Origin of the sequence: Nocardioides sp., from assembly GCA_037045645.1 — a bacterium.
Classification (GTDB): domain Bacteria; phylum Actinomycetota; class Actinomycetes; order Propionibacteriales; family Nocardioidaceae; genus Nocardioides.
In genome coordinates, this window is record JBAOIH010000001.1 from 2029999 (window position 1) to 2051614 (window position 21616).

The 21616-nt window shown below is 64.6% G+C and carries 25 protein-coding genes; 24 read left to right on the forward strand and 1 reads right to left on the reverse strand.

Features of this window, described 5'->3' with window-relative positions; all coding sequences use genetic code 11:
• The first annotated feature begins 328 nt into the window (after positions 1-328).
• The 22 genes from V9G04_10070 to V9G04_10175 all read left to right on the forward strand — a co-directional run bounded on the left by V9G04_10070 (position 329) and on the right by V9G04_10175 (position 20350).
• On the forward strand, positions 329-952 hold the full coding sequence (locus tag V9G04_10070; protein ID MEI2713615.1) for an MT-A70 family methyltransferase: 624 nt from the start codon (positions 329-331) through the stop codon (positions 950-952).
• Positions 949-1161: a hypothetical protein gene (locus V9G04_10075; GenBank protein MEI2713616.1), complete on the forward strand. Its 213-nt coding sequence runs from the start codon at positions 949-951 to the stop codon at positions 1159-1161. The genes V9G04_10070 and V9G04_10075 overlap by 4 nt, the downstream gene beginning before the upstream one ends.
• A gap of 338 nt (positions 1162-1499) precedes the next feature.
• A complete protein-coding gene (locus V9G04_10080) occupies positions 1500-3725 on the forward strand; it encodes a type IV secretory system conjugative DNA transfer family protein (protein MEI2713617.1) in 2226 nt (741 codons plus the stop codon).
• Positions 3726-3933: 208 nt separating this feature from the next.
• On the forward strand, positions 3934-4743 hold the full coding sequence (locus tag V9G04_10085) for a replication-relaxation family protein (GenBank protein MEI2713618.1): 810 nt from the start codon (positions 3934-3936) through the stop codon (positions 4741-4743).
• A 60-nt stretch (positions 4744-4803) separates the two neighbouring features.
• On the forward strand, positions 4804-5085 hold the full coding sequence (locus V9G04_10090; GenBank protein MEI2713619.1) for a hypothetical protein: 282 nt from the start codon (positions 4804-4806) through the stop codon (positions 5083-5085).
• The gene (locus V9G04_10095; GenBank protein MEI2713620.1) at positions 5078-5512 is read left to right on the forward strand and encodes a recombinase family protein; all 435 of its coding nucleotides are present in this window, start codon (positions 5078-5080) and stop codon (positions 5510-5512) included. Before V9G04_10090 ends, V9G04_10095 begins: the two co-directional genes overlap by 8 nt.
• Positions 5505-6212 carry a hypothetical protein gene (locus V9G04_10100; GenBank protein MEI2713621.1) on the forward strand — a complete coding sequence of 236 codons (708 nt, stop codon included), beginning with the start codon at positions 5505-5507 and terminating at the stop codon, positions 6210-6212. Before V9G04_10095 ends, V9G04_10100 begins: the two co-directional genes overlap by 8 nt.
• 120 nt (positions 6213-6332) lie before the next feature.
• On the forward strand, positions 6333-6728 hold the full coding sequence (locus tag V9G04_10105; GenBank protein ID MEI2713622.1) for a helix-turn-helix transcriptional regulator: 396 nt from the start codon (positions 6333-6335) through the stop codon (positions 6726-6728).
• Positions 6729-6826: 98 nt separating this feature from the next.
• The gene (locus tag V9G04_10110) at positions 6827-7243 is read left to right on the forward strand and encodes an ImmA/IrrE family metallo-endopeptidase (protein MEI2713623.1); all 417 of its coding nucleotides are present in this window, start codon (positions 6827-6829) and stop codon (positions 7241-7243) included.
• Positions 7240-7491 carry a helix-turn-helix domain-containing protein gene (locus tag V9G04_10115; protein ID MEI2713624.1) on the forward strand — a complete coding sequence of 84 codons (252 nt, stop codon included), beginning with the start codon at positions 7240-7242 and terminating at the stop codon, positions 7489-7491. The genes V9G04_10110 and V9G04_10115 overlap by 4 nt, the downstream gene beginning before the upstream one ends.
• On the forward strand, positions 7484-8461 hold the full coding sequence (locus V9G04_10120; GenBank protein MEI2713625.1) for a tyrosine-type recombinase/integrase: 978 nt from the start codon (positions 7484-7486) through the stop codon (positions 8459-8461). Before V9G04_10115 ends, V9G04_10120 begins: the two co-directional genes overlap by 8 nt.
• Positions 8462-9151: 690 nt before the next feature.
• Complete coding sequence (locus V9G04_10125; protein MEI2713626.1) at positions 9152-10873, forward strand: recombinase family protein; 1722 nt, start codon at positions 9152-9154, stop codon at positions 10871-10873.
• A gap of 27 nt (positions 10874-10900) precedes the next feature.
• Positions 10901-12085 (forward strand): IS481 family transposase, encoded by a 1185-nt coding sequence (locus tag V9G04_10130; protein MEI2713627.1) that lies wholly within the window; start codon positions 10901-10903, stop codon positions 12083-12085.
• A gap of 548 nt (positions 12086-12633) precedes the next feature.
• On the forward strand, positions 12634-12849 hold the full coding sequence (locus tag V9G04_10135) for a helix-turn-helix domain-containing protein (protein ID MEI2713628.1): 216 nt from the start codon (positions 12634-12636) through the stop codon (positions 12847-12849).
• A 404-nt stretch (positions 12850-13253) separates the two neighbouring features.
• On the forward strand, positions 13254-13412 hold the full coding sequence (locus V9G04_10140) for a hypothetical protein (GenBank protein ID MEI2713629.1): 159 nt from the start codon (positions 13254-13256) through the stop codon (positions 13410-13412).
• A gap of 1 nt (position 13413) precedes the next feature.
• Positions 13414-13911 carry a hypothetical protein gene (locus tag V9G04_10145; protein ID MEI2713630.1) on the forward strand — a complete coding sequence of 166 codons (498 nt, stop codon included), beginning with the start codon at positions 13414-13416 and terminating at the stop codon, positions 13909-13911.
• A gap of 134 nt (positions 13912-14045) precedes the next feature.
• Entirely contained in the window at positions 14046-14420 is a 375-nt protein-coding gene (locus V9G04_10150) for a hypothetical protein (protein ID MEI2713631.1), read from the forward strand.
• 122 nt (positions 14421-14542) lie between these two features.
• A complete protein-coding gene (locus V9G04_10155; protein MEI2713632.1) occupies positions 14543-15640 on the forward strand; it encodes an IS630 family transposase in 1098 nt (365 codons plus the stop codon).
• Between the two features lie 407 nt (positions 15641-16047).
• Positions 16048-17841, forward strand: coding sequence for an AAA family ATPase (locus V9G04_10160; GenBank protein MEI2713633.1), 1794 nt, complete (start codon positions 16048-16050; stop codon positions 17839-17841).
• A gap of 147 nt (positions 17842-17988) precedes the next feature.
• Positions 17989-18261 (forward strand): hypothetical protein, encoded by a 273-nt coding sequence (locus V9G04_10165; protein ID MEI2713634.1) that lies wholly within the window; start codon positions 17989-17991, stop codon positions 18259-18261.
• A gap of 167 nt (positions 18262-18428) precedes the next feature.
• A complete protein-coding gene (locus V9G04_10170; protein MEI2713635.1) occupies positions 18429-18734 on the forward strand; it encodes a hypothetical protein in 306 nt (101 codons plus the stop codon).
• A gap of 323 nt (positions 18735-19057) precedes the next feature.
• A complete protein-coding gene (locus V9G04_10175; protein MEI2713636.1) occupies positions 19058-20350 on the forward strand; it encodes a tyrosine-type recombinase/integrase in 1293 nt (430 codons plus the stop codon).
• On the opposite strand, the gene V9G04_10180 is transcribed toward V9G04_10175, so the two are convergent.
• Entirely contained in the window at positions 20343-20480 is a 138-nt protein-coding gene (locus tag V9G04_10180) for a hypothetical protein (GenBank protein MEI2713637.1), read from the reverse strand. The genes V9G04_10175 and V9G04_10180 overlap by 8 nt on opposite strands.
• A gap of 303 nt (positions 20481-20783) precedes the next feature.
• On the opposite strand from V9G04_10180, the gene V9G04_10185 reads away from it, so the two are divergent.
• Both V9G04_10185 and V9G04_10190 read left to right on the forward strand, forming a co-directional pair.
• A complete protein-coding gene (locus V9G04_10185; GenBank protein ID MEI2713638.1) occupies positions 20784-20981 on the forward strand; it encodes a hypothetical protein in 198 nt (65 codons plus the stop codon).
• Between the two features lie 291 nt (positions 20982-21272).
• On the forward strand, positions 21273-21527 hold the full coding sequence (locus V9G04_10190; protein MEI2713639.1) for a hypothetical protein: 255 nt from the start codon (positions 21273-21275) through the stop codon (positions 21525-21527).
• Positions 21528-21616: the final 89 nt, after the last annotated feature.

The window sequence follows — 21616 nt, forward strand, 5'->3', positions numbered from 1 at the left end:
GGTCGTGGCTCAGATGAGCAGCAGGCAATAGACCGTGAATTCCACTTGATCGTGTGCGAGGGGTGTCCGTCGTGACCCTGCTCCACGGCGACGCCGGAGATCACTCGGCGATCCTCCAGTGTCGTGAATTCCACAACACATTCCGCGTGCAGACGGCACTGCACGGAGGGGTGCTCTCACCCCGAGAAGCCGGTGTCGCGTCGCTGTTCGCGCCGGTCGGCGCGACGGTCGGAACGATCATCGACAGATCGCCCCGCTTGTTGCTCAGTAGGGGACGGCGCACGACGCCGACCTACCGACATCACCCATCCCTGAAAGGAGGCAACCAATGACCAAGAAGTTCACGACCATCCTGGCTGACCCGCCGTGGAACATCCAGCAGAAGGGTGCCCGCGGCGCCGAGCAGCACTACGACCTCATGACGCTGGAGGCCATCAAGAAGATGCCGGTCGCTGACATGACGACCGACGACGCCCACCTGTGGTTGTGGGTCACCAACGCCACGCTGCGCGACGGCTACGACGTCGCCGAGGCCTGGGGCTTCACGGTGCGCTCACCGCTCACCTGGGTGAAGTTCCGACTCGGCCTGGGCAACTACCTGCGCAACTCCACCGAGCACCTGTTGTTCTGCACCCGCGGCAAGGCCCCGGTGCAGTACCGGGCGCAGCCGACCTGGATCAACGCTCCGGTGACCGACCACAGCCATAAGCCGGAGGAGCAGTACGCCCTCATCGAGCGCGTCTCCCCCGGCCCGTACCTGGAGCTGTTCGCTCGCAGGCGTCCGCTCAGTGACTCGGACTGGAGCGTCTGGGGCAACCAGATCGACGCTGACGTCGAGCTGCCCGGCTACCCGGTGCCGACGTATTCCGAGCGGGCCGCGGCGACTGACGAACCTGCCCTCGCTACGAGTGCCGAGCCCGCCACCGTCGAGCCGAGCGGTGCGTCCCAGTGACCCGCCGCCAGCTCATCGAGCGGGCCAGCAAGGACCCGCTGGAGTGGCTGCTGAGCGCCTGCCTGACGCTGCTTGGCTGCGCCGTCGCCCTCAGCATCGCGCTCTCGCTCCTGGCGCAGATCTGGCCCTGGCTCCTGGGCACCGGTCTGCTCGCCACCGGCGTCGTTGCCTGGGTGCGGATCTCGGCCGCAAAGCGCCGGAATTGGTGAGCGCGGCATAAGCGCAATCAACAGAGAAAAGCGCCGTTGTGGAATTCACAAACCATATTGACGTGATGGGCGAAATCATCAATAACAAGGCCAGTCACATTCGATGACTTCGCCCAACAACATCAACCAAGTAAGAAAGGAGGGACAGCCATGCAGCATTCCCGCAGCCGCAACCGCGGCGCAAGAGACTTCAAGATCGTGGCTCGCGGCGTGCGCCGCGACGAGCCAAATATTCAGCGTCTGGTCAAGGCCGCGCTGGATCACTACCGTCGCCAGTCGGAGCAACCGACTCCACCTGCTGCTCGGCGTCTCTCCACGTCCAACGATGAGGTGCGTTCATGAGTCGCGCCGAGATCGCCTGGACTCGCCTACACCTCCCCCGTCCCCTCGACGAGACCAAGGTGCTGAACCTGCTGCGCGCCCTCGCCAGCGACCGACGCTCCCCGGACATCGCCTTCGAGCTGCGAGCGAGCAATGACGGCGTCAGCCACCTCATCGGCACCAGCACCACCGCCGTACAAGGCGTCAAGCGACTGCTCCGCGACCAAGTTCCGGGGATTGCCTTCCAGGCGGCGCCTGAGCGCCACCTGGCGCGCGAGGTGGGCCGGGTCGAGCTTCGCCCACGTGGCATGCCGCTCGGTATCGACGACCCGAGGGCAGTCTCCCGGGCGCTGCTGTCCGCCGTGGGCACGCGCCTCCAGGAGGGCGAGTTCCTCGTCGTCCAGGTGCTGCTCGGTCGGCGGCGGCCACCGCGCACCGTCAGCCCGGACGAGCCCAGCCCGCAGCAGAGCTGGTGGAGCCTGCTGACCAGTGGAGCAAGCGCGGCCACTTCCGAGGAACGTCGGTCACTCAGGCTGCGCGCCGAGGACGCTGGCTTCGACGCCGTCATCCGGGTCGGTGCCACAGGTACGGATCCTGAGCGCACCAGGCGTCTGAGCGTCAGCCTGCACAGTGCGCTCTACACGGCGCGCGGGGTAGGTGTCCGGATGGACTTCGTCCACGACGACCCACGCCACCTCGCGGGCGCCGTCCTCCCCCGCCGTCGGACGGTCGAACTCAGCAGCCGCGAGCTGGTCGGACTCCTCGGCTGGCCCCTCGGCGACGACGAATATCCGGGGCTGCCGCGGCTGCATCCGGCGCCGCTGCGACCGACTGCGTCGGTGCACACCGGCGAGCGGGTGTTCGCGGCCTCCCTGGCACCTGGCGACGACCGTCAGGTGGGCCTGAGCGCACCGGACGGGTTGCTCCACCTGGCAGCGTTCGGGCCGACGAACTCCGGTAAGTCGACGGCCCTGCTCCACCTCATCGAGGCCGATATGCGCGCCGGACGACCGGTCGCGGTGCTCGATCCCAAGCGCCAGCTCATCGACGACGTGCTGGCTCGCGTTCCCAAGGAGCGTCTGGACGACGTCGTCGTGCTCGACGTCTCCCGTGACCGCCCGATCGGCTTCAACCCACTCGACGTCACCGGCCGCGATCCCGACGTCGTGGTCGAGGGTGTGCTGTCCGTCTTCAAGGCGCTGTTCACCGACGGGTGGGGCGCCCGGACTGAGGACATCTTCTCGGCGACCCTCCGCTCCCTGACCCGCGCCAGCGGGGCCAGCGGAAGCCCTGCGACGTTGGCCGACATCCCCCGCATCCTGACCGACGCCAACTTCCGCCGTTCGGTGGTGGGACGCGTCCGCAGCGACGAGTACCTGGCTGGCTTCTGGGCTTGGTACGACGGGCAGTCTCCGCAGGGTCAGCATGCGGCCACCAGTGCGCCGCTGAACAAGCTGCGTCAGTTCCTGCTGCGCCCCCGCCTGATGCGCATGCTTGACCAGCCTCGTAGTCCGTTCCGGCTGCGCGACATCTGGCGTGAGAACCGCGTCGTCCTGGTGCCTCTCAACGAGGCACTCATCGGGGCGGGGACGGCCGAGATGCTCGGCTCCCTCATTGTGGCCGACCTGTGGCAAGCCGTGCAGGAGCGTGCTTCGGACATGCACGCCAAGCGGCACCCCGGCTTTGTCTACATCGACGAGGCGCCGCGCTTCCTCCACCTGCCGACGTCGGTCGGCGACGCCTTGGCCTTGTCGCGCTCGATGGGCGTCGGCTGGTCACTCGCGGCGCAGTTCGTCCGGCAGTTCCCCAAGGAGCTGCGCGACGCCGTCCACACCAACGCCCGCAGCAAGATCGTGTTCGGCACCGAATACGACGACGCCACCTACTTCGCCCGTGGACTCCGTGACCTTGGCGCCGAGGACTTCATGTCCCTGGGTCGCTACCAGGCCTACGCCAACCTCGTCGCCGACGGCCTGCCATCCGGCTGGGCGCTGGTGCAGACGTTGCCGCCGACCCAGCCGAGCATCCGTCCCGAGCGCGTCGTCGCCCACTCCGAGCAGCGCTGGGCATCTCCGGTCGAGGTAGAAGCGGTCTCGCCGCCTGCGCAGTCGCCGACGGCGGATCGTCCGTCGCCCGAGCCCGCTTCGACACCTGCTGATCCTCAGCTGGCGCTGCCTGCCGGTGGGCCGCCCGGCGAGACACCACGGTTCCGGAAGCGGAGGTCGAGATGGGTGCCCGGCTAGTGCCCGCAGGCAGTCGAGCACCGGGCCGCACGGCTCCGGCAGGAGACCCGCAGATTGCGGGTCAGGCCCATCTGGCAGGAACGAATCGTGGCCGGTCAGGGGCCGAATGGAGCGGGGGAACAGGCACGCGGGACGGTCGCCGGGACGACCAGCGGAGCGACCGGCTCCTCGAGTTGCCTCGCCCACCGGACAGGGATGGAGGTGGCTCGTGAACCCGTCCGACGTACTGACGATCGCGGACGAGCTGAGCGAGCGAGACCTGGCGATCCTGCGCAGCCTGCGGGGCCACCGCCTGGTGACGACCACGCAGCTGCGCCGACTGCATCTGCCCACCGACTCACCCGACACCAGATCGGCGACCCGCCTCACACAACGAGTGCTGACGCGCTTGGAGGGCCGAAGGCTCATCGCTCGGCTCTACCAGCGCATCGGCGGGGTACGGCGCGGCGCCGACTCCATCGTGTGGCAACTGGCCGCGACCGGCGACCGCCTGCTCTCAGCAATGGACGGCGACAAGCGCCGCCGCTACTTGGAGCCGCGCAGGGCGTTCATCAAGCACACCGTGGCCGTCACCGAGCTGGCAGTACAACTGCGCGAGGCCGTCCGGGCTGGCCAGCTCGACCAGGTCGACCTCACCCCCGAACCGGACAACTGGCATCGCTTCGTCGGCCAGCACGCTCAACCCGAGACCCTCAAGCCGGACCTGGCCGCTATCGCGGTCACCGACGACTACGAGGACCACTGGCTCCTCGAACGAGACCTGGCCAGCGAGCACCCCACCGTGGTTGTCCGCAAGGCCTACGTCTACGAGCGCTTCGTGGCCTCCGGCGCTTACCAAGACCAGCACGGCGTCGTGCCCGCTGTCCTGTGGGTCGTCCCGAGCAGCGAGCGCAAGGAGACATTGCAGCGGGCACTGGGGCGGGCCAGAGATCTCACGCCAGGCATGCACCGGGTCGTCACCGACGCCGACTTCCTGCCGACCGTCCTGGCCGGCACCACCCCAGGTCTAACCGACTGAGCGGACCACCAATCGGCCCGCCCGGACACCACCCAATCCCTCACCGAAAGGAGGAACCCCATGACCACCACTCATACCCCACAGGCGCCCTACGACCGGCTCAAGCGAGCGGTCGCCAGCGCCAACTCCAGTGGCGGCGTCGTCTCGACGAACACGGCCCGCCTGCTGGCCGCCGCCATCCACGAGGGCCCGAGCACCGCGCTCGGCCGCTTCGCGGCCAGCGGCGACCTCAACCTCCCGGCTGCCACCACCGAACTCTGGGACCTCCCCATCGACGACGTCCCCGCCGATTGGTGGAGCGCCCTGAACCACTACTTCGAAGCGGAGGCCGACGATGCGTAATCCCGAACACGACACCCCAGACCGCCCGTTTACGGGAGTCAGCTACGCCCGCGTCGCTCGCGACGACGGCACCCGCAGCTACGACCAGACCGAGCGCCAACACCAGACGAACGCGGCAGCCGCGAGCCGTCTCGGCATCCAGGTCGTGGCCAGCTTCGTCGATATCGGGCAGCCGGGCACCCGCACTAACCGCCCAGGGCTGAACCACCTGTTCGCTCACGTCGAGGAGTCGCCCGTCGACTACGTGGCCGTCAGCTCGATCGACCGGCTGGCCCGCGGATCGGAGCAACTCGCCTACCTGCTCCAGCGCCTCCATAAGCTCGGCGTCAACGTCCTGATGTCCGACAGTGACACCGTGATCGAGCTGGTCCTGCCCTCCGACCTGGAGGTGCTCCAAGCGGGCCGCGTTCGAGGCCACCATGGGTGACCTCGAACGCCTGAGCCCGGAGCCGCCGGAGCGACCCGAGCACGAGCGAGTGCCCGACTACGAGATCGACCTGACCGGAGTGGTCGAGCAGCCCGCGTCTCTCATCGGCGTCATCCAAGATGCCATCGTGGAGGCCGGCCCGAACGGCGAGGTACCCGAATGGGGCGCTCGCGCCATGGCCCGCTTTCTGGCGAACATGCTCAGTATCAAGACCTCAGCGCTGCACCACTACGCGGTGACCGGTCGCATCGACCTCGACCCGATGCTCGTGGAACTCCACCTCATCTGGCGCTTCGACGGACGCAGCGACTTCGTCACCGAGGCCATCAACCGGCTCGGCACCTACCTCCTGGTGGCCCAACGGATCAGCGAACGAGTCGACCCCGACTACCCCGAGCAGATCAAGGCCGCGCTGGTCGAGCACGGCGCACCGTTCGAGGCGTTCTTGCAACTGCCCGACATCGACCCGACCAACGCCGAAGAGACGCTCGTCGCCTACGAGGGCTCGTGGGCCGGGTCCTACTGGTCGATCGAGGCAGTGCTCGAAGACGTTGCCGAGACGCTCGGTCTGCAGCAACGCCTCGAAGGCGCTGGCATCGAGCACTTCGCCAGCGTCGATCCGACCAAGGTGATGCGCCTGGCCCGCGACACCTACGACATCGTCGAGCATGACGGCCGCTATTTCTGCTTCTTCAAATAGCGGAGGGATATCAGATGACTGCTATCACAAAATCCGCGCTTTACTGTTGTAGAATTCTCCATTTTCGTTGGAATAGCCCACCATTTCCTATAAAATGGGGAGGTAAACAGGAGCGAATTAATGACCAAACCAATCAGTGCCGAGAACAACCGACTCGGCAACCTCGTCGCCCGATACCGAAAGGCATCTGGACGATCCGCGCGCGACGTCGCTCGCGAAGCCAACATCGACATTCACACCATGACCAAACTCGAGCAAGGCTGGTACGCCTCACCCAGCCCGATCACGCTCAAGGGCGTCTCGAAAGCACTCAACATCCCGCTACTCGAACTCTTCCAAGCGGCCGCCTACGTGACGCCGTACGACCTGATCGACATGGCCAAGCACGCCGCCCGGATCCCGGTCTTCAACGAGGAGCAGGCAGCAGCAAACGAGCGCTACCTCGCAGACCTCGTCGAGAAGGTGCGGATGGAATTCGACGAACCCGAGAAGCGAGAGCCCGTCGACGCCACCTAGCAACAACGCCCCGCAGCCGGGCAGAAGGAACCAACGGACCTATGGAACGACAGCACCACGAACAAGCACCACGGGATCCGCTCTCTCTCCTTCGCAGCGTGGAGTCGACCCCGCCCGGCGACCTTGACTGGGCGCTGCACTGCACCCGCCAGCAAGCCATGATCCTGAACCTTCTCCTGGGCGGTCGCGAAGCCATGAGCCTCGCTCGCCTCAGCGCGATCACCGAGATCCAGATCGGCCTCGTCGAGGACATGCCGATCCCGGGCACCGCATTCCCTGCCGCAGATGGCTGGCACATCCACATCCATGCAGCGCTCCCGAGCGAGCAGCAGCTGCGCACTGCTCTGCACGAGCTGAAGCACGTGATCGACCATCCCGTCCGAACACGGGCTGACGGCCCATGCCTCAGCCCAGTCGAGTACGAGCACCTGGCGGATGCCTTCGCCGAGCTGATGCTCGGTGACGACCGACTGCAATCCGACAACAACTTCACCGAAAGGAGGGACTACCTATGACCGGTTCCACACCAACTTCTATCCACGAGACGGCTACAGCTCCCGAGTCGCTCGCCCTCGTCCATACCGTCGAGGAGACCGCTGGCCTGCTGAAGATCAGCCCGACCTTCGTTCACAAGCTGATCCGACGCGGCCAACTCGGCAGTGTCCAGATCGGCGCTCGGCGCCTTGTGCCGGACGTCGATCTACGCCACTTCCTTGCAGAACGCCGACAAGTCAGTGGTCTTCCGGAGACTCCAGATGCCTAGGCGAGCCAACGGCGAAGGGACGATCTACAAGCGCGCCGACGGACGCTACGAAGCGGCAGCGCACGTCACACTCGTCGACGGCACCCGCAAGCGACTGCGGCTCACGGCACGAACGCGCGAGGAAGCCCAGCGGCTACTCCTCGAACGGCTCAGCCTTGAACAGAAGAACATCCCAACGCCGATGGAGAACTGGCGCCTCGGTGCCTACCTCGACTACTGGCTAGAGAGCGTGGTCGCGAAGAACGCCCGGCCGTTGACGTACACCACCTACGCCCAGATGGTCCGTCGGCACCTCAAGCCGATGCTGGGCGCGAAGCAACTCGCCAAACTGAGTGTGCGCGACGTCCAGACGGCCATCCAGCAGATGCAGGATGACGGTCAGGGCAGTCGCACGATCATGAAGTTCCGCGCCAACCTGCGGGCGGCGCTCAACAACGCCATGCGCGAGGAGCTGATCTTCCGCAACGTGGCCTCCCTGGCGAAGATCCCCACCTGGGAGCGCAAACCGATCACACCCTGGACTGTCGAGGAAGCAGCGAGGTTCCTCGACGAGGCACGCGAGCACCGCCTCCACACAGCGTTCCTACTCCTGGTGACGTATGGGCTCCGCGAAGGCGAGCTTCTCGGGCTGCGTTGGGACGACGTCGACTTCAAGAACGGCGTCCTCAACATCCGTCAGCAGATTCAACGCCTGGACGGCGCCCTACGCGCCGTACCCGTGAAGACATCTGCCAGCCAGCGGACGCTTCCCCTCGTGCCCACGGTTCGCGAGGAACTGCTCGTCGTCGCCGCGCAGCGCGGACTCACGCTCGACCTGAACCGACCGCCTGAGCCTGGTCCACTGTCCGTCGACAACCTGGTCAACATCAGCCTGACCGGCGGTCCGATCGAGGCGCAGAACTTCCTACGCAGCCTTCCGAGCCGTCACCAAGCGGGCCGGCGTCCGCAACATCACGATCCACCACGTTAGGCATACGGCCGCAACTCTGCTCGGTGCCCTGGGCGTCGACGGCAAGGACGCTCAGCTGATCCTCGGCCACTCGAACATCACCACCACGCGGCAGATCTACCAACACGGCAACGTCGAGCAGCAGCGGAGCGCGATTCTCGCCGTTGAGAGCGCCCTCGCCGAGGCGAGCGTCGCGGCTACGACAACACCGGACGACACCACGGGACACACGCGTTGCCGTCAGCCGTTGCCGTCAAACGACAGCGAGACCATCGAATCTGAGAACAAGCAAGAACCCCCGCTGCCTACGGCAACGGGGGTCAATGCGACTGATCTTGATGGTGGCTCCTCCCAGACTCGAACTGGGGACACAAGGCTCTTCAGGCCATATTTTGACCCTTTTGTCAATGTCCCGACCCCTGTTGCGGGAGCCGCGTGGGCACGTATGAAGCGCATGGTCATCGGGTGCGTTGCCGTCAATCGTTGCCGTCAGATTCCAGACTCCGCGACACGAGCGGCCGAGACCCTCCGGCTCGGTGGATACATCGACGCTAGGGATGCCTGGCAAGGCGAGCTGGTGGCGAGACGACTCCAAAGCCTGTCACTGGCGCACCAGCTGCTCCCGCCCACGCAGCCCGACGAACAGGCAGGTGGAGACCGTGCCGCATGAGCTTCCTCGATCGATTCCTACAGCGCCGCCCAGGAGGTCGCATGTCCCTGCTCGCCCATGACCCCGCACCCATCGCGGTGTCCTACCTCCGGGTGTCCACCAAAGACCAGGCCAGCCGTGGCGGACTGGCGGAGGGACTGTCCATCCCTGCCCAGCGCGACGCCATCCGCATCAAGGCCGACGCCCACGGCGCCCAGATCGTCGCTGAGTTCGTCGACGCCGGCGAGTCAGGACGCTCCGCGGACCGGCCGCAGCTCCAGGAGATGCTCCGGTACCTCGAAGAGCACCACGTCGATCTGGTCATCGTGCACAAGATCGACCGTCTGGCCCGCAGCCGAGCCGACGACGTCGCGATCAATCTGGCGATCCGGCAGGCCGGCGCCCGGCTGGTATCCGTCACCGAGAACGTCGATGAGACCCCGCAGGGCCAACTCGTCCACGGCATCTTCTCTGCCGTCGCCGACTTCTACAGCCAGAACCTGGCCCAAGAAGTCGTCAAGGGCATGGAGCAGAAGGTCCGCAACGGCGGCACCCTGAGTCGTGCCCCGATCGGCTACCAGAACGTCCGCACCATCGTGAACGGCGCCGAGGCCCGTCGGGTCGAGATCGACGAGGACCGTGCTGAGCACGTCCGCTGGGCCTTCGAGACGTACGCCGACGACCCCGACATGACGCTGCACCGCATGGTCGAGTTGCTTGTCGGGCGCGGCCTGACGATCCGCGCCACGGCCAAGCAGGCCGAGCGCAACCTCCAGCGCAGCCACGTCCATCGGATGCTGACCAACCGCTACTACCTCGGCTTCACCACCTTCCGAGGCGTTGAGTACCCCGGATCCCACACGCCGCTGATCGAGGAGGAGACGTTCCAGCGCGTCCAGGACCGCCTCGCCGCCAACCGCGGCGGCGGCAACCGAGAGCGCAAGCACCTCCACTACCTCGCGGGAATCCTGCGATGCGGCCGCTGCGGGTCCCGCCTCGTCTACAGCGCCAACAAGGGACGCCACGGCGGCACCTACGAGTACTTCGTCTGTGTCGGCCGCCAGCTCAAGAAGACACAGTGCGACGCGCCGCACTTCCCGGCCGAGCAGGCCGAGACGGCAGTCGAGCGGATCTGGCGATCCGAACATGCCCGCTGGCAGACCGACGCCCTCCCTGCGATCCGTGCGCACCTCACGGACCACCTCCGCAGCCTGCGCCAAGACTCCGACCGCAACACCAGCGCGCTCGCGAAGCGCATCGACAAGGTCCAGCGCGACCGCTACAAGTGGGCCGAGAACGCCATGGACGGCATCGTGCCCGCCGACATCGCCCGCGAGAAGCAGGCAACCCTGGCCCGTCAGCTCGCCAACCTCGAAGCGGAGCTGCGAAGCCTGGAAGCCGCGGGGATCGACACCGAGGCCACGCTCAACCGAGTTATCGACCTGGTGAGCGACCCCGGCAACTCCTATGAGGGGCTCGATCCGGGTGGCCGGCGCACCTACAACCAGGCCTGGTTCGAGCACATCTACCTCGACGCTGTGCCCGAAGACCCCCAGCCCGAGCTGACCTCCAGCGCCGAGCGCACTGTCATCGCCGACGCGCTTGAAGCCAGCCGTCAGCTCACTGTCGCGGAGCTGGAAAGCGAATCGGCGGGCCTCGAAGGACCCGCCGATGTCGTGCTGCTCAATCTTTCCCACACAAGGGGTTCGATTAAGAGCCCTTTGGTGGAGCTGAGGGTGTGTAGTTTCACGACATCGTTGATATCTGAGTCGCGTCATCGTTGATATCGGGTCTTGTTCTGACCATGAGCCATGTCAAAGGCACAGGTCATCGTGTTGTCAGTGGTCCACCAGGGCCTCACCAAGGCTGAGGCAGCGCGGCGCTACGACGTGTCTTGGCAGTGGGTCCACACCCTGGTCACCCGCTACCACCAAGGCGGCCTCGAAGCCCTCGAACCCCGCTCCAAACGACCCCGCACCAACCCACGCGCCACCAGCGAGGCCCTACGGCAACGGATCCTTCAGTTGCGAGAAGAACTCGACAACGCCGGGCTGGACGCCGGACCCATCACCATCGCCAAACATCTCGACAACGAAAACCTCCACGTCCCGTCCACCTCCACCATCCGCCGCATCCTGCACACCGCCGGACTCATCACCCCAGACCCCAAAAAGCGCCCACGATCCTCACTGCGCCGCTTCCAAGCCGCCCAACCCAACGAATGCTGGCAATCCGACTTCACCCACTGGCGCCTAGCCGACGGCACCGACATCGAAATCCTCAACTGGCTCGACGACCACTCCCGGATGCTGCTTTCCATCACCGCCCACGACCGCGTCACCGGCCCAGACGTCGTCAACACCTTCGCTGACACCCTGAACACGTACGGACCACCCACATCCACACTCACAGACAACGGGTCCGTCTACACCTCACGCTTCACCGGCGGCAAGAACGCCTTCGAATACCTCCTCGCCGTCCTCGGCATCACCCAGAAGAACGGCCACCCCGGACACCCACAAACCCAGGGAAAGATCGAGCGCTTTCACCGCACCCTCAAGAAGTGGCTCGCCCGACAACCCACAGCAGCCACACTCACCGAACTACAACAACAACTCGACCACTTCAAACAGATCTACAACCACCAACGCCCCCACCGCGCACTCAACGGCCACACACCAGCCAGCCACTACACAGACCACCCCAAGGCACTCCCCCGCGGCACCACACCAGCCGACCCCCACTACCGAATCCGACTCGACCACGTCGACACCTGGGGCAAAGCAACCCTGCGCCGCGCCGGCCGCATGCACCACCTAGGAATCGGCTACGCCCACCGAGGCACACCCATCCTCATGATCATCGACGCCAACACCGTCACCATCACCCACCGCAACACCGGCGAAATCCTCAGCGAACACCAAATCGACCCCACCAAGACCTACTGGCGCAACCAAAAAAGAGAGCCCGGCCGATGGCCGGACTCTCAACCATGACCCGACTCATCTATCAACGATGACCCGACTCACAACAATGGTGGAGCTGAGGGGACTCGAACCCCTGACCCTCTGCATGCCATTGCGACAGAGCTGCGCGCGTTTTCGCAGGTCAGAGGCGGTTTCGAGCCTCAGGCATTCCTTTCATGGTGAGCAGCCGACCGCGTCAGACTAGCGCTGACTCGACGTGGCCCGTGGTCGAAAATGGTCGCCGTTGGGTCCCCTCGGGTCAGAAATGGTCAACTTCGATCCCGGCTCATGCCAACGCCCTCAGCCGCCTTGATTTCGAGGTCCGCGCGACGCAAACTAGGGGCTACAACTTCATATCACCGCTGTCCCGATGGACATGACTGATCATGCAGGCCGGAGGGCTCACAGCGGCTACCTCATGAGGCCTGACGCGCCGCTTTTGCGGACCTCGCCTTGATGCAGCCGGTCAGCGACACATCAAAGAACCAACACGACAACAAATCGGTTGGGAGAGTGTCGCGACCGGTTTTTCTTTGCTTTCTTGCGCCCCTCTCCCAGCATCGAGAGAGGGAAAAACAATGAACTTCAACCGACCCCTGATTCGAGTTGACTCTCGGTCGGCTCCTCGCGGCGGTGACCATCCGCTGTCGCTGGCGGAGTTGCTCAACGTCAGCTCCAAGACCGCACGGCGACTCGTCCGCGACGGGAAGGTGGACAGCATCAAGGTCGGCGCTCGCCGTCTGGTGCTCCCCGAGAGCGTCGAGGCCTACCTCGCAAGGGGTGGGGACGCCTGACAGACACCCGTCGATCGTCTGGTCGTCGGTCGACTCTGCGCGCCCAAATGTGACGCGTAAACACGCCCTCGTACGGCGACGCTTCTTGAAAACTAAATAGTGATTCCTCGCGCGCTTTCTTCGCCGCTTGCTCGACCCCAGAAACTGCGTCACATTCCGTAGGCTTTTTATTGCGGACAGCAGTTTCCGCAGAAAGGGGTAATCGATGGGCAAGCGTGGACCAGATAAGCAATATGACGTTTCGATGCGTCTGACAGTCACGCACTCGCAAAACGAGTTCTTGGAGGCGATGAGCAACCTTCAAGACGTGTCGAAACAGGAGGTTGTGCGGCGAATGATTGACAGTTTCTTTCCGTACAGCCTCGCTCAGTACGGGTACGAAATGAACGAGAAGGGCTAGTGGAATGCCAGATAACAAGGAGCTCGGTCGAGAGATTCGAGTGCTGCGCGACAAGGTTCGCGAGGGTGAGGACGTCGCGTTGGCTGAGCGTCGACGCGAGGCGGAGTTGCAGGCCGCCTACGGCGAGGCTCGCGCCGCCCGACGAGTTGTGAGGGGGTTCTGAGATGACGTGGCTGGATGCAGAGTTGCAGCGGATCACCGACGATCAGACGGGCAAGTATTCCCACGACGACATTCAGGCTGCTCAGTCGTGGAAGCTCACGTGGGAGAGGCGATGGGAGTCCACCGTCAAGGCGCAAGCCGCTGAGCGTGAGGCAGGCAATCGCGAGAAGCAGGACCGTCTCTACGCCCACGTCCGGGCCTCGCAGAAGCGGGCCGACCAGAACCGAAGGGACCTGGAGAGCGGGGATCTCACGATCACGGAGTTCCTGAACCGAAGTTCGCGCTTGAAGTTGGAAGCCGACGAGTACGAGCGGCGACTCCACGGTCTTGAGAGTGCCGAGTCGTTGATCGATCAGATGCGCGGCGACCCGGTCGGCTGGCAGGACTCGTTCTTTGAGAAGTGGGTTGCCCTCCGGCGGCTCCGGCCAAAGGTTGACGACTGGATTCACGACGCGCGCGTGACACGGCGCAACAAGTCCCGCGAACCAGTCAAGAAGTAGCAGAACCGCGCAAGGTCGGTCCGAGGCTTGCTGACTGCGCGCACCTATCCATCAGAAATGGAGTGGCCCCGCGAGGCACGCGGCAAACGAATCTCGCGGGGCGCACTCGCCAACACAGCAAGGAAGTGTGCGGAATGCCACGCAAGCCTATCGGTCAGCAGCGCGCCCGAACGTCTCAGAACGTTCCGGTCACGTGGCTCGACCTCGTATCCATTCTGGACAGCCACGGCCTCGTCCTCTCTCCCCACGGCAAGGGTCAGCGAAGCGCCGAAGCCAAGACGATCCGCCGTCTCTACAAGGCGTGGGTGAAGAGGGAGAGGATTCGCAAGGGTCCGCCCTATGTGATGCCACTGCGGACGCTCAGCATGACGATCAGTGTGCTGCACCCCGAGTTGATCAGCCGTCCCGGAGGCGGGACGAGTTGGGCGGTCGTGGTCGATGCGATCAACGACCCCAACGGTGGGCTGGACCTCGTCCGACGCCCGTTCGCTCGATCATCCGCGGCCTAACAGAACCGGGCGCGTGGGTGGGCTGTCCTTGTCTCTCGGCTCACCCACGCGACCTCTCCTGGGAGGCCACTAGTGCCGCGTGTCGTAAGTTCCTAGATAGTTGGGATCTGAAATCATGAGGCATGGCGAATCGTCCTGCTCCTGCATTGGTTCTGCGTCCAGGCGATCGCGAGGAGCTTGAGCGGTGGGCCCGGGCTTCGACGGTGCCGGCGTCGGCGGCGAAGCGGGCGCGGATCGTGTTGCTCGCGGCCGACGGGGTGGCGAATACGCGGATCGCGGAGTTGGTCGGTGCGACGGTGACCACGGTGCTGGGCTGGCGGGATCGCTACCAGTCCAAGGGACTGGCGGGGCTGGCAGATGCTCCGCGTTCGGGACGTCCGCGGGAGCTCGATCACCGGGCGATCGTGGCCGAGACGTTGAAGCCGCCACCGAAGAAACTCGGTGTCACGCACTGGTCCACCCGGCTGCTGGCCAACCGGCTGAAGATCTCCCACAAGTCGGTCGCCCGAGCCTGGTCGGCCTACGGCGTCAAGCCGTGGAAGGCGGAGTCGTTCCGGTTCTCCACCGACCCCGAGCTGGTCGGGAAGGTGACCGACATCTGCGGGCTGTACCTGGCGCCGCCGGAGAACGCGATCGTGCTGTGCGTGGACGAGAAGTCCCAGATCCAGGCGCTGGACAGGACGGTCCCGATCTTGCCGATGCAACCGGGCAAGGTCGAGCGCAGGTCGCACGACTACTACCGGCATGGCACCACCACGCTGTTCGCAGCGCTCGACATCGCGACCGGGCAGGTCACCGCGGCGCTCAAGCCGCGCCATCGTCATCAAGAGTTCTTGGCGTTCCTCAAGCAGATCGAGCGGGCCTACCGCGACGTCCGCGACGCCGACGGGCAGCCGGTCGAGCTGCACTTGGTGATGGACAACTACGCCGCGCACAAGCACCTGAACGTGAAGACCTGGCTGGCCGACAACCCGCGCTTCGTCGTGCACTTCACCCCGACCCATGCCTCCTGGATGAACCTGGTCGAGGTCTGGTTCGGCATCGTCGAGCGGCAGGCGATCCGCCGCGGGGTGTTCAAGTCGGTCAAGGACCTCAACGCCAAGATCCGCGCCTTCATCGACGGCTGGCACGAAAGAGCGCATCCGTTCGTGTGGACCAAGACCGCCGATCAGATCCTGGCGAAGGCCAACCGTCCAACAACTTCAAATCCGCGGCACTAGACCCCGAAGGGGACGCACTCAGCCTAAAGAATCCGGCCCCGCTGCGAGGACAACGGGGCCGAAACTCTCGCGGTTAGTGAGACCGCAAATGGTCGAAAGGGATACAAGCAATGACCACGGTCAATTGTGTCACACAAGACCACCCATTCGCAAAGACGAATCGTCTCCCGCACTCATTCACCAAAACAGAGTGACCGTGTTTTTCCGTAGCCTTGTCAGGCGTGGGCTAGTGACCCGCCAATCACAGATAGAAAGGGAAAAGAATGATCAGTAAGGCGGAAGCCCTCGATAATATCCACGAACGCTTGCGGTCGAATGGAAGTAGACGAAGTTCCACGTCGGGTAACGACTGGCTCTGTCCGGTTCACGAGGTCGGTGACGGTCAGCATCACAGCGCCAGTCTCACCGTGAAGGTCGGAGACGACCCCGGGAAGATCGTGCTGCGGTGCGCGAAGTGCGGCACCGACCCGGTCCTCAAGGCGTTGGGACTGACGTTCAGCGATCTGCACTACGACCTGGAGTCGCAGTCGCGAACGCCCATCGGCGAACCTCTCATCTACGACTATCCCGACAAGCAGGGCCAGCCCTACCTCCGAGTGGTCCGGCAACCGATGACCGTGGGGAGGAAGGAGACTCATCAGGAGCACTGGACGGGATCGACTTGGCGCAACGGCCTCGGCGGGAGACATCGAGTCCTCTACCGCCTCCCCCACGTCCTGAAGGCCGCTCGCAAACATCGCGTGATCCATCTGGCCGAAGGCGAGTCCGACGCAGACGCCCTGAACGAGTGGTTCAAGGCCAACAAGGTCAAGGAGTTCGCGACCACACATCCCGAAGGCGCTGGCAAGTGGCGCGACGACTACGCACCGTCGCTCGCTGGGGCCGATCTGGTGGTGATCTGGGCCGACAGAGACAGTCCCGGCTACGCCTGCGCGGAGAAGCGGTTCTTGTCCCTGCAAAGCGCAGGCCACGCGGTCGAGATTCGGCTTCCGATTCCCGATCAGGACAAGGCCGACGTCCGGGATCACCTCAACGCGGGTCACACGCCAGACGACGGCAAGGTGGTCTCGCTCGAAGACCTCGTCGCGCTAACGCCGGAGGGAGAACACGACCCCGAGGTGCTGAAAGCGCTTCGCCGCCTCCAAGTACAAGAACGAGCCCGAGAACTCCATCGTGAGGCGAAGGCCGACGAAGAGTTCCGCCCGCCCGCCAGCGACCTAGATCTGGCCGCTGCTCTCATTCGTGAACGCGAGGCGCTGACCTACACCATCGACCGCCTCCACCCCACGGGCTCCAACTCTCTGATCGCGGCGCAGTTCAAGGTCGGAAAGACGACCCTCATGGCGAACCTGTTGCAGTCGTACGCGGACGGAGATGAGTTCCTCGGGGAGTTCGCCGTCCATCCCGGCCCAGGTCGAATCGCGTTGTTCAACTACGAGCTGACAGAACAGATGCTCTATGACGAGTACCTCGGACCGATGGGCATCGGGAGCCCTGAGCGAGTCGCAGTGCTGAACCTGCGCGGGTCCAACTTCGACCTACGAAGTCCGGCAGCCTTCGCGTTCGCAGTCGAGTGGCTTCGCGAACGCGGCTGCGATGCCCTCGTCCTCGACCCGTTCGGAGCCGCCGCGCGACTGGCTAACGAGAACGACAACAGCGAGGCAAGGAACTGGCTTCTCGGCGTGCTAGATCCGCTCAAGGCAGCAGCCGGAATCCGAGACCTCTGGATGCCCGCCCACACCGGCCGTGGGCAAGCGGAGGAGGGCGAGGAGCACGTCCGCGGCGCCTCGGCCGTAGATGACTGGGCCGACGTGCGGTGGAACTACACCAAGGCCAGAGTCGCTGACGAGAACGGCGGGTCGTGGAGACGCTTTCTCAGCGCCAACGGCCGCGCGGTGGACGTGTCCGAACGCGAGATAGCGCACGACAAGGACGACCACTCGCTCTACGTGAGCCAGTACCTGAGCCGGACCCAACTCCGAGCCAGCAACACAGCAACTCAGGTGGTCGAGGTCGTGACCAAACATCCTGGAATCAACGCCACGGCCCTCAAGGACGCCTTGCATGGTGGTTCTCGCGACAAGGGGCCGGCGATCAGCCAAGCGATGCGCGAGGGTCTGATTCACGTGCGCATTGGAGGCCCCGGTCAGAAGTCGAACGCGAAGCTCTACTACCCCGGTGCGGAGGGTTCTGATGCGTAACCCCATCCCAGCTCATCCCAGCCCATCCCGTCCGCCCTGGGACGGGCACAACAACCCCATCCCAACCCCCTTTAGGGGGATGGGGTGTTGCACGGCCAGCCGGAGCATCGGGTCCCCGTACCAAGTTCCGGCGGAACGGGGGGCGTCATGACGGTGCGCGACCTCGTGTGGCAGTGGCTCGCGTCGCGACGACGGACGACGTTCATGTTCAGCGATCTGACCAAGGATCTATGCGGGCACGGCCGAGTGATCAACCGCCTCTCCCTCTCCCCACGTGACGCGATCCGAGAAGCCCTGCACGAGCTGCAAGCCGAGGGGCTCGTCTCGCTCACGCCGGCGAACGTCGGAAGGTACGGGAGACCTGGACTTCGCATCGAGGTCATCGGCCTCGACTCAACCCATGAAGAGAGGAATCTATGAGCAAGCCGAGACGACGTGGCGGGGTCTATCCGCAGAAGGTCCGATGCAAGGCGACTAACCGCTGGGGCGAGCAGTGTCGCAAGTGGGCGATGAAGGGAAGTGTCGTCTGCAACAAGCACGGCGGAGCAGCACCTCAGGTTCGGAAGAAGGCGCAGGAGCGCATCCTCATGGCACAGGACGACGCGGCTGCGATGCTCATCAAGTTCATGGCCGACGAGAAGGTGCCCTTCTCCGAACGACGTAGATGCGCGGAGTTCCTGCTCAACTACGAGCACCGCAACGAAGTGAAGATCACCCTCGACAAGTGGCAGGAGAACATCGAGGGCATCCTCGTTGACACCGACCACGACGAGATCATCTACGGCGAGATCGTAGAAGAGTCTGAACTCACCTACGAGCCCACCGAATCACTTCCCGGCTTGCTTGACGATGCGCCCCGCTACGGGCGCGGCAACCGACTACAGGGCCGCTAACGCTGGCACGCATTCGGCCCTAGAACGCAGGAACAGACCCCGCACGGGCCAAGGGGCAGAGCGTTGCCCTCTCCCGCGCAAGAGCGCCAAGACCCGACTTCCAGGTTGCGCCGTGGTCGCGCCCGTTGGTCTCCCTCTCTCCCCCACGTCGTCTCCGCAGGTCAGCGCCGATATCGGGTTCGGCTACCTCAGCCGACGTGCGCCTCCCCTGCCTCGACCCGCGAAGTGGAGCACGCGGAGTCGTGTCGATCCGACCCCGAACCTCTGTACGCCTTGCAGCACCCTCGACCGCCGAGGGTCAATCACACCCCAGGAGAATCAACATGGCACCGCGAAAGCAGTACGTCGGCCCCGTGCCCGGTGAGCGAGGCATCCGCTACCGCCACAAGAAGGGCGACCCGTTCACCCTTCGCGGATACGAGGTCCGCTACCGCGATCCGAACACCCTCGCGAGCAACGGCGAATCAATGGTGCGCGGCAAGATCTTCCGCACCTTGAAGGAGGCCAAGGCGTTCCAGATGAGCACCGCGCAAGCGATCAGCAACCGCACGTACATCAGTCCAGAACGAGGCGCGGTCACGTGGGCGACAGTGAGCGCCGAATGGCTCTCCGCGTTCAAGGACACCCTTCGACCGCGGACTATCTCCGGCTACGAACATCTCCTACGGCGACACCTCAGCAGGTGGGACAAGATCGCAATCTCAGACATCACCCGCGAGGACGTTCGCCGGCTGATCGAGGACATCCGCAAGCCCCGACCTCCCCGCCTCTCCCCCACGGGCAAGGTTCTCGCGAAGGGCAAGCCGAACGGACTCAGCCAGGAGACGGAACACAAGATCTTCAGCGTCGCCCGGTCAGTGTTTTCCTACGCGGTCGAGGAGCGCTACATCAACGAGTCACCGACCGACCACTTCCGCAAGCGGCTCCGCAAGATCAGCGCCAAGGAGTTCGAAGCGCGACCTCTCACCAAGGAGCAAGCCGAGTCGATCATTTCCAACTTGCCAGAAGGGCGATACCGACAGTTCGGAACGCTGGCCCTCTGGACGGGCTTCCGACCCGGCGAACTCGCGGGCTTGCGCGTACGAAACGTGGACTCGCTGCGGTGCCGAGTGCAGGTCGAGGACACTATTCAGGAACTGAACGGCGTCCTCAGCGTAGGCATGACGAAGACCCTCAAATCCAAAGGCCGCATCGTTCCGGTGCCGAAGGCAGTCATGGCCTCGCTCTGGTCCTACATCGAGGCACGCGGCCTCGGCCCTGATGACTTCGTGTTCGCCGCTCAGGGCGAGTTCTTCGTCTACAAGATGTTCGCCCGGCGACAGTGGAGGAAGGCGGTCAAGGCTGCGGGCTTCACAGCCGAGAACGCGCCCCGCGTCTACGACCTGCGACACACCTTCGCCAGCCTGCGAGCGATGGAAGGCGTCCCACCGCACGTTTTGAAGGACTGGATGGGACACACATCGATCAAGACAACGATGGACGTCTACACGAAGGTCTATCAAGACGACCCCAACATGGACGCGATCGTGGAGCGGCTGTATGGCACAGCATCCGAGAACGCGGCAGCGTTGCCAGCGGAATCCGAGGGGTCGGGCGATCAAGACACCGCTATGTGAGGTACTTCCACAGGGCAACGGATGAGAACACAAGGGCAGTCGCGAGCGCGCCGCCGACGATCGTCACGAAGAACTGGGCGGCGATGCCCGCGCTGACAGCCACCTTCCCCCAGCCAGGATGCTGTTCCACGACGATGCTTCGCACTCGCGCCGGATAGCCCACAAAAGAGGCGAGTCGTCCTGCCAAGCGAGAGTTTGAATCGTGCCCTGCGTATCGAAGCCATGAGTCGGACCGTAGATGGGCCGACCGACAATCTCCCGCGTCGAGATAGACAGCGGTTCGGCACACCCAGCCGAGGGTCGAGCCTGCCCAATCGAGGCAGGATCGGCCCTCGACCGCGACGAGGCGACCACGGGCACGACCACGCGCGGCCCAGACTCGGCCCGATCCTCTGTGTAATGGGGTGTCCCACACGACCTGAAGGGACACCCCATGAAAGCCAAGGCTCCGACCATCTCCTACGGAGACTCCTACACAGTCGGCCAGATCGCTCAACACTGGCAGAAGTCACACCACTTCGTCCGGCGCATGATCGAGGAAGGCAAGCTCGTCGTGGACGAGCGCGGCCTCGTCTCCAACGAATCACTTCACGAGTTCTACCGCGAGCACGCGCTCGACCTGGACGCCTGATCTCTCTCTCCCCACGTTCCTCCCGTGGGGAGGCGATGGGCGGGGCCGTCGTAGCGATCCTGGCCTTCGTCGCTCCGGCCTCGCCCAGCCCGCTACGAGGTTCGGGCACGTCGGCCGACCACGCCGACGCATTCGGCCCATAGACGCAGGAACGCGGCCCCCTCGGCCCGAGGGGCCGACGCACCATTCTTCACGCGCCAGATCGGCGGTCAGTGTTACTAGACAGGCCCCTAGTGTTTTCACTCAGACTCAAGGTGACAGCAATGAGCGGCTCGACAACGGAGGATTCTGATGTCCAAATACGACGCGCTGCGCGACTTCCTGGAGAAGCGGAGCGGCACAGTCACCGTCACACTCGATGAACTCGACGCCATCGTCCCCGGAGGGTTGGCTCCTTCGGCGCGTCAGTACCCGATCTGGTGGATGAATGACGACCCGACGCACGCGCACTCCAGATCGTGGGGAGAGGCGGGATATGACGCCACACCCGATCTGGAACGCAACCGCGTCACCTTCACTCCACGGAGCGCGAATCCCAACATCTAGTGATCCGACACGGCGCGCCTCCCCATATCTAGTGCTCACTCTCCCACTCTGGAAGTGACCAGAGTGAAGGGAGGTGATGAAGATGCCGA

Excerpts from the sequence above, each read along its gene's own strand:
- V9G04_10070 (MEI2713615.1), top strand. The coding sequence starts at position 329 with ATGACCAAGAAGTTCACGACCATCCTGGCTGACCCGCCGTGGAACATC.
- V9G04_10080 (MEI2713617.1), top strand. The coding sequence starts at position 1,500 with ATGAGTCGCGCCGAGATCGCCTGGACTCGCCTACACCTCCCCCGTCCC.
- V9G04_10090 (MEI2713619.1), top strand. The coding sequence starts at position 4,804 with ATGACCACCACTCATACCCCACAGGCGCCCTACGACCGGCTCAAGCGA.
- V9G04_10095 (MEI2713620.1), top strand. The coding sequence starts at position 5,078 with ATGCGTAATCCCGAACACGACACCCCAGACCGCCCGTTTACGGGAGTC.
- V9G04_10100 (MEI2713621.1), top strand. The coding sequence starts at position 5,505 with ATGGGTGACCTCGAACGCCTGAGCCCGGAGCCGCCGGAGCGACCCGAG.
- V9G04_10105 (MEI2713622.1), top strand. The coding sequence starts at position 6,333 with ATGACCAAACCAATCAGTGCCGAGAACAACCGACTCGGCAACCTCGTC.
- V9G04_10115 (MEI2713624.1), top strand. The coding sequence starts at position 7,240 with ATGACCGGTTCCACACCAACTTCTATCCACGAGACGGCTACAGCTCCC.
- V9G04_10120 (MEI2713625.1), top strand. The coding sequence starts at position 7,484 with ATGCCTAGGCGAGCCAACGGCGAAGGGACGATCTACAAGCGCGCCGAC.
- V9G04_10125 (MEI2713626.1), top strand. The coding sequence starts at position 9,152 with ATGTCCCTGCTCGCCCATGACCCCGCACCCATCGCGGTGTCCTACCTC.
- V9G04_10130 (MEI2713627.1), top strand. The coding sequence starts at position 10,901 with ATGTCAAAGGCACAGGTCATCGTGTTGTCAGTGGTCCACCAGGGCCTC.
- V9G04_10135 (MEI2713628.1), top strand. The coding sequence starts at position 12,634 with ATGAACTTCAACCGACCCCTGATTCGAGTTGACTCTCGGTCGGCTCCT.
- V9G04_10140 (MEI2713629.1), top strand. The coding sequence starts at position 13,254 with ATGCCAGATAACAAGGAGCTCGGTCGAGAGATTCGAGTGCTGCGCGAC.
- V9G04_10145 (MEI2713630.1), top strand. The coding sequence starts at position 13,414 with ATGACGTGGCTGGATGCAGAGTTGCAGCGGATCACCGACGATCAGACG.
- V9G04_10150 (MEI2713631.1), top strand. The coding sequence starts at position 14,046 with ATGCCACGCAAGCCTATCGGTCAGCAGCGCGCCCGAACGTCTCAGAAC.
- V9G04_10155 (MEI2713632.1), top strand. The coding sequence starts at position 14,543 with ATGGCGAATCGTCCTGCTCCTGCATTGGTTCTGCGTCCAGGCGATCGC.
- V9G04_10165 (MEI2713634.1), top strand. The coding sequence starts at position 17,989 with ATGACGGTGCGCGACCTCGTGTGGCAGTGGCTCGCGTCGCGACGACGG.
- V9G04_10170 (MEI2713635.1), top strand. The coding sequence starts at position 18,429 with ATGGCACAGGACGACGCGGCTGCGATGCTCATCAAGTTCATGGCCGAC.
- V9G04_10175 (MEI2713636.1), top strand. The coding sequence starts at position 19,058 with ATGGCACCGCGAAAGCAGTACGTCGGCCCCGTGCCCGGTGAGCGAGGC.
- V9G04_10185 (MEI2713638.1), top strand. The coding sequence starts at position 20,784 with ATGAAAGCCAAGGCTCCGACCATCTCCTACGGAGACTCCTACACAGTC.
- V9G04_10190 (MEI2713639.1), top strand. The coding sequence starts at position 21,273 with ATGTCCAAATACGACGCGCTGCGCGACTTCCTGGAGAAGCGGAGCGGC.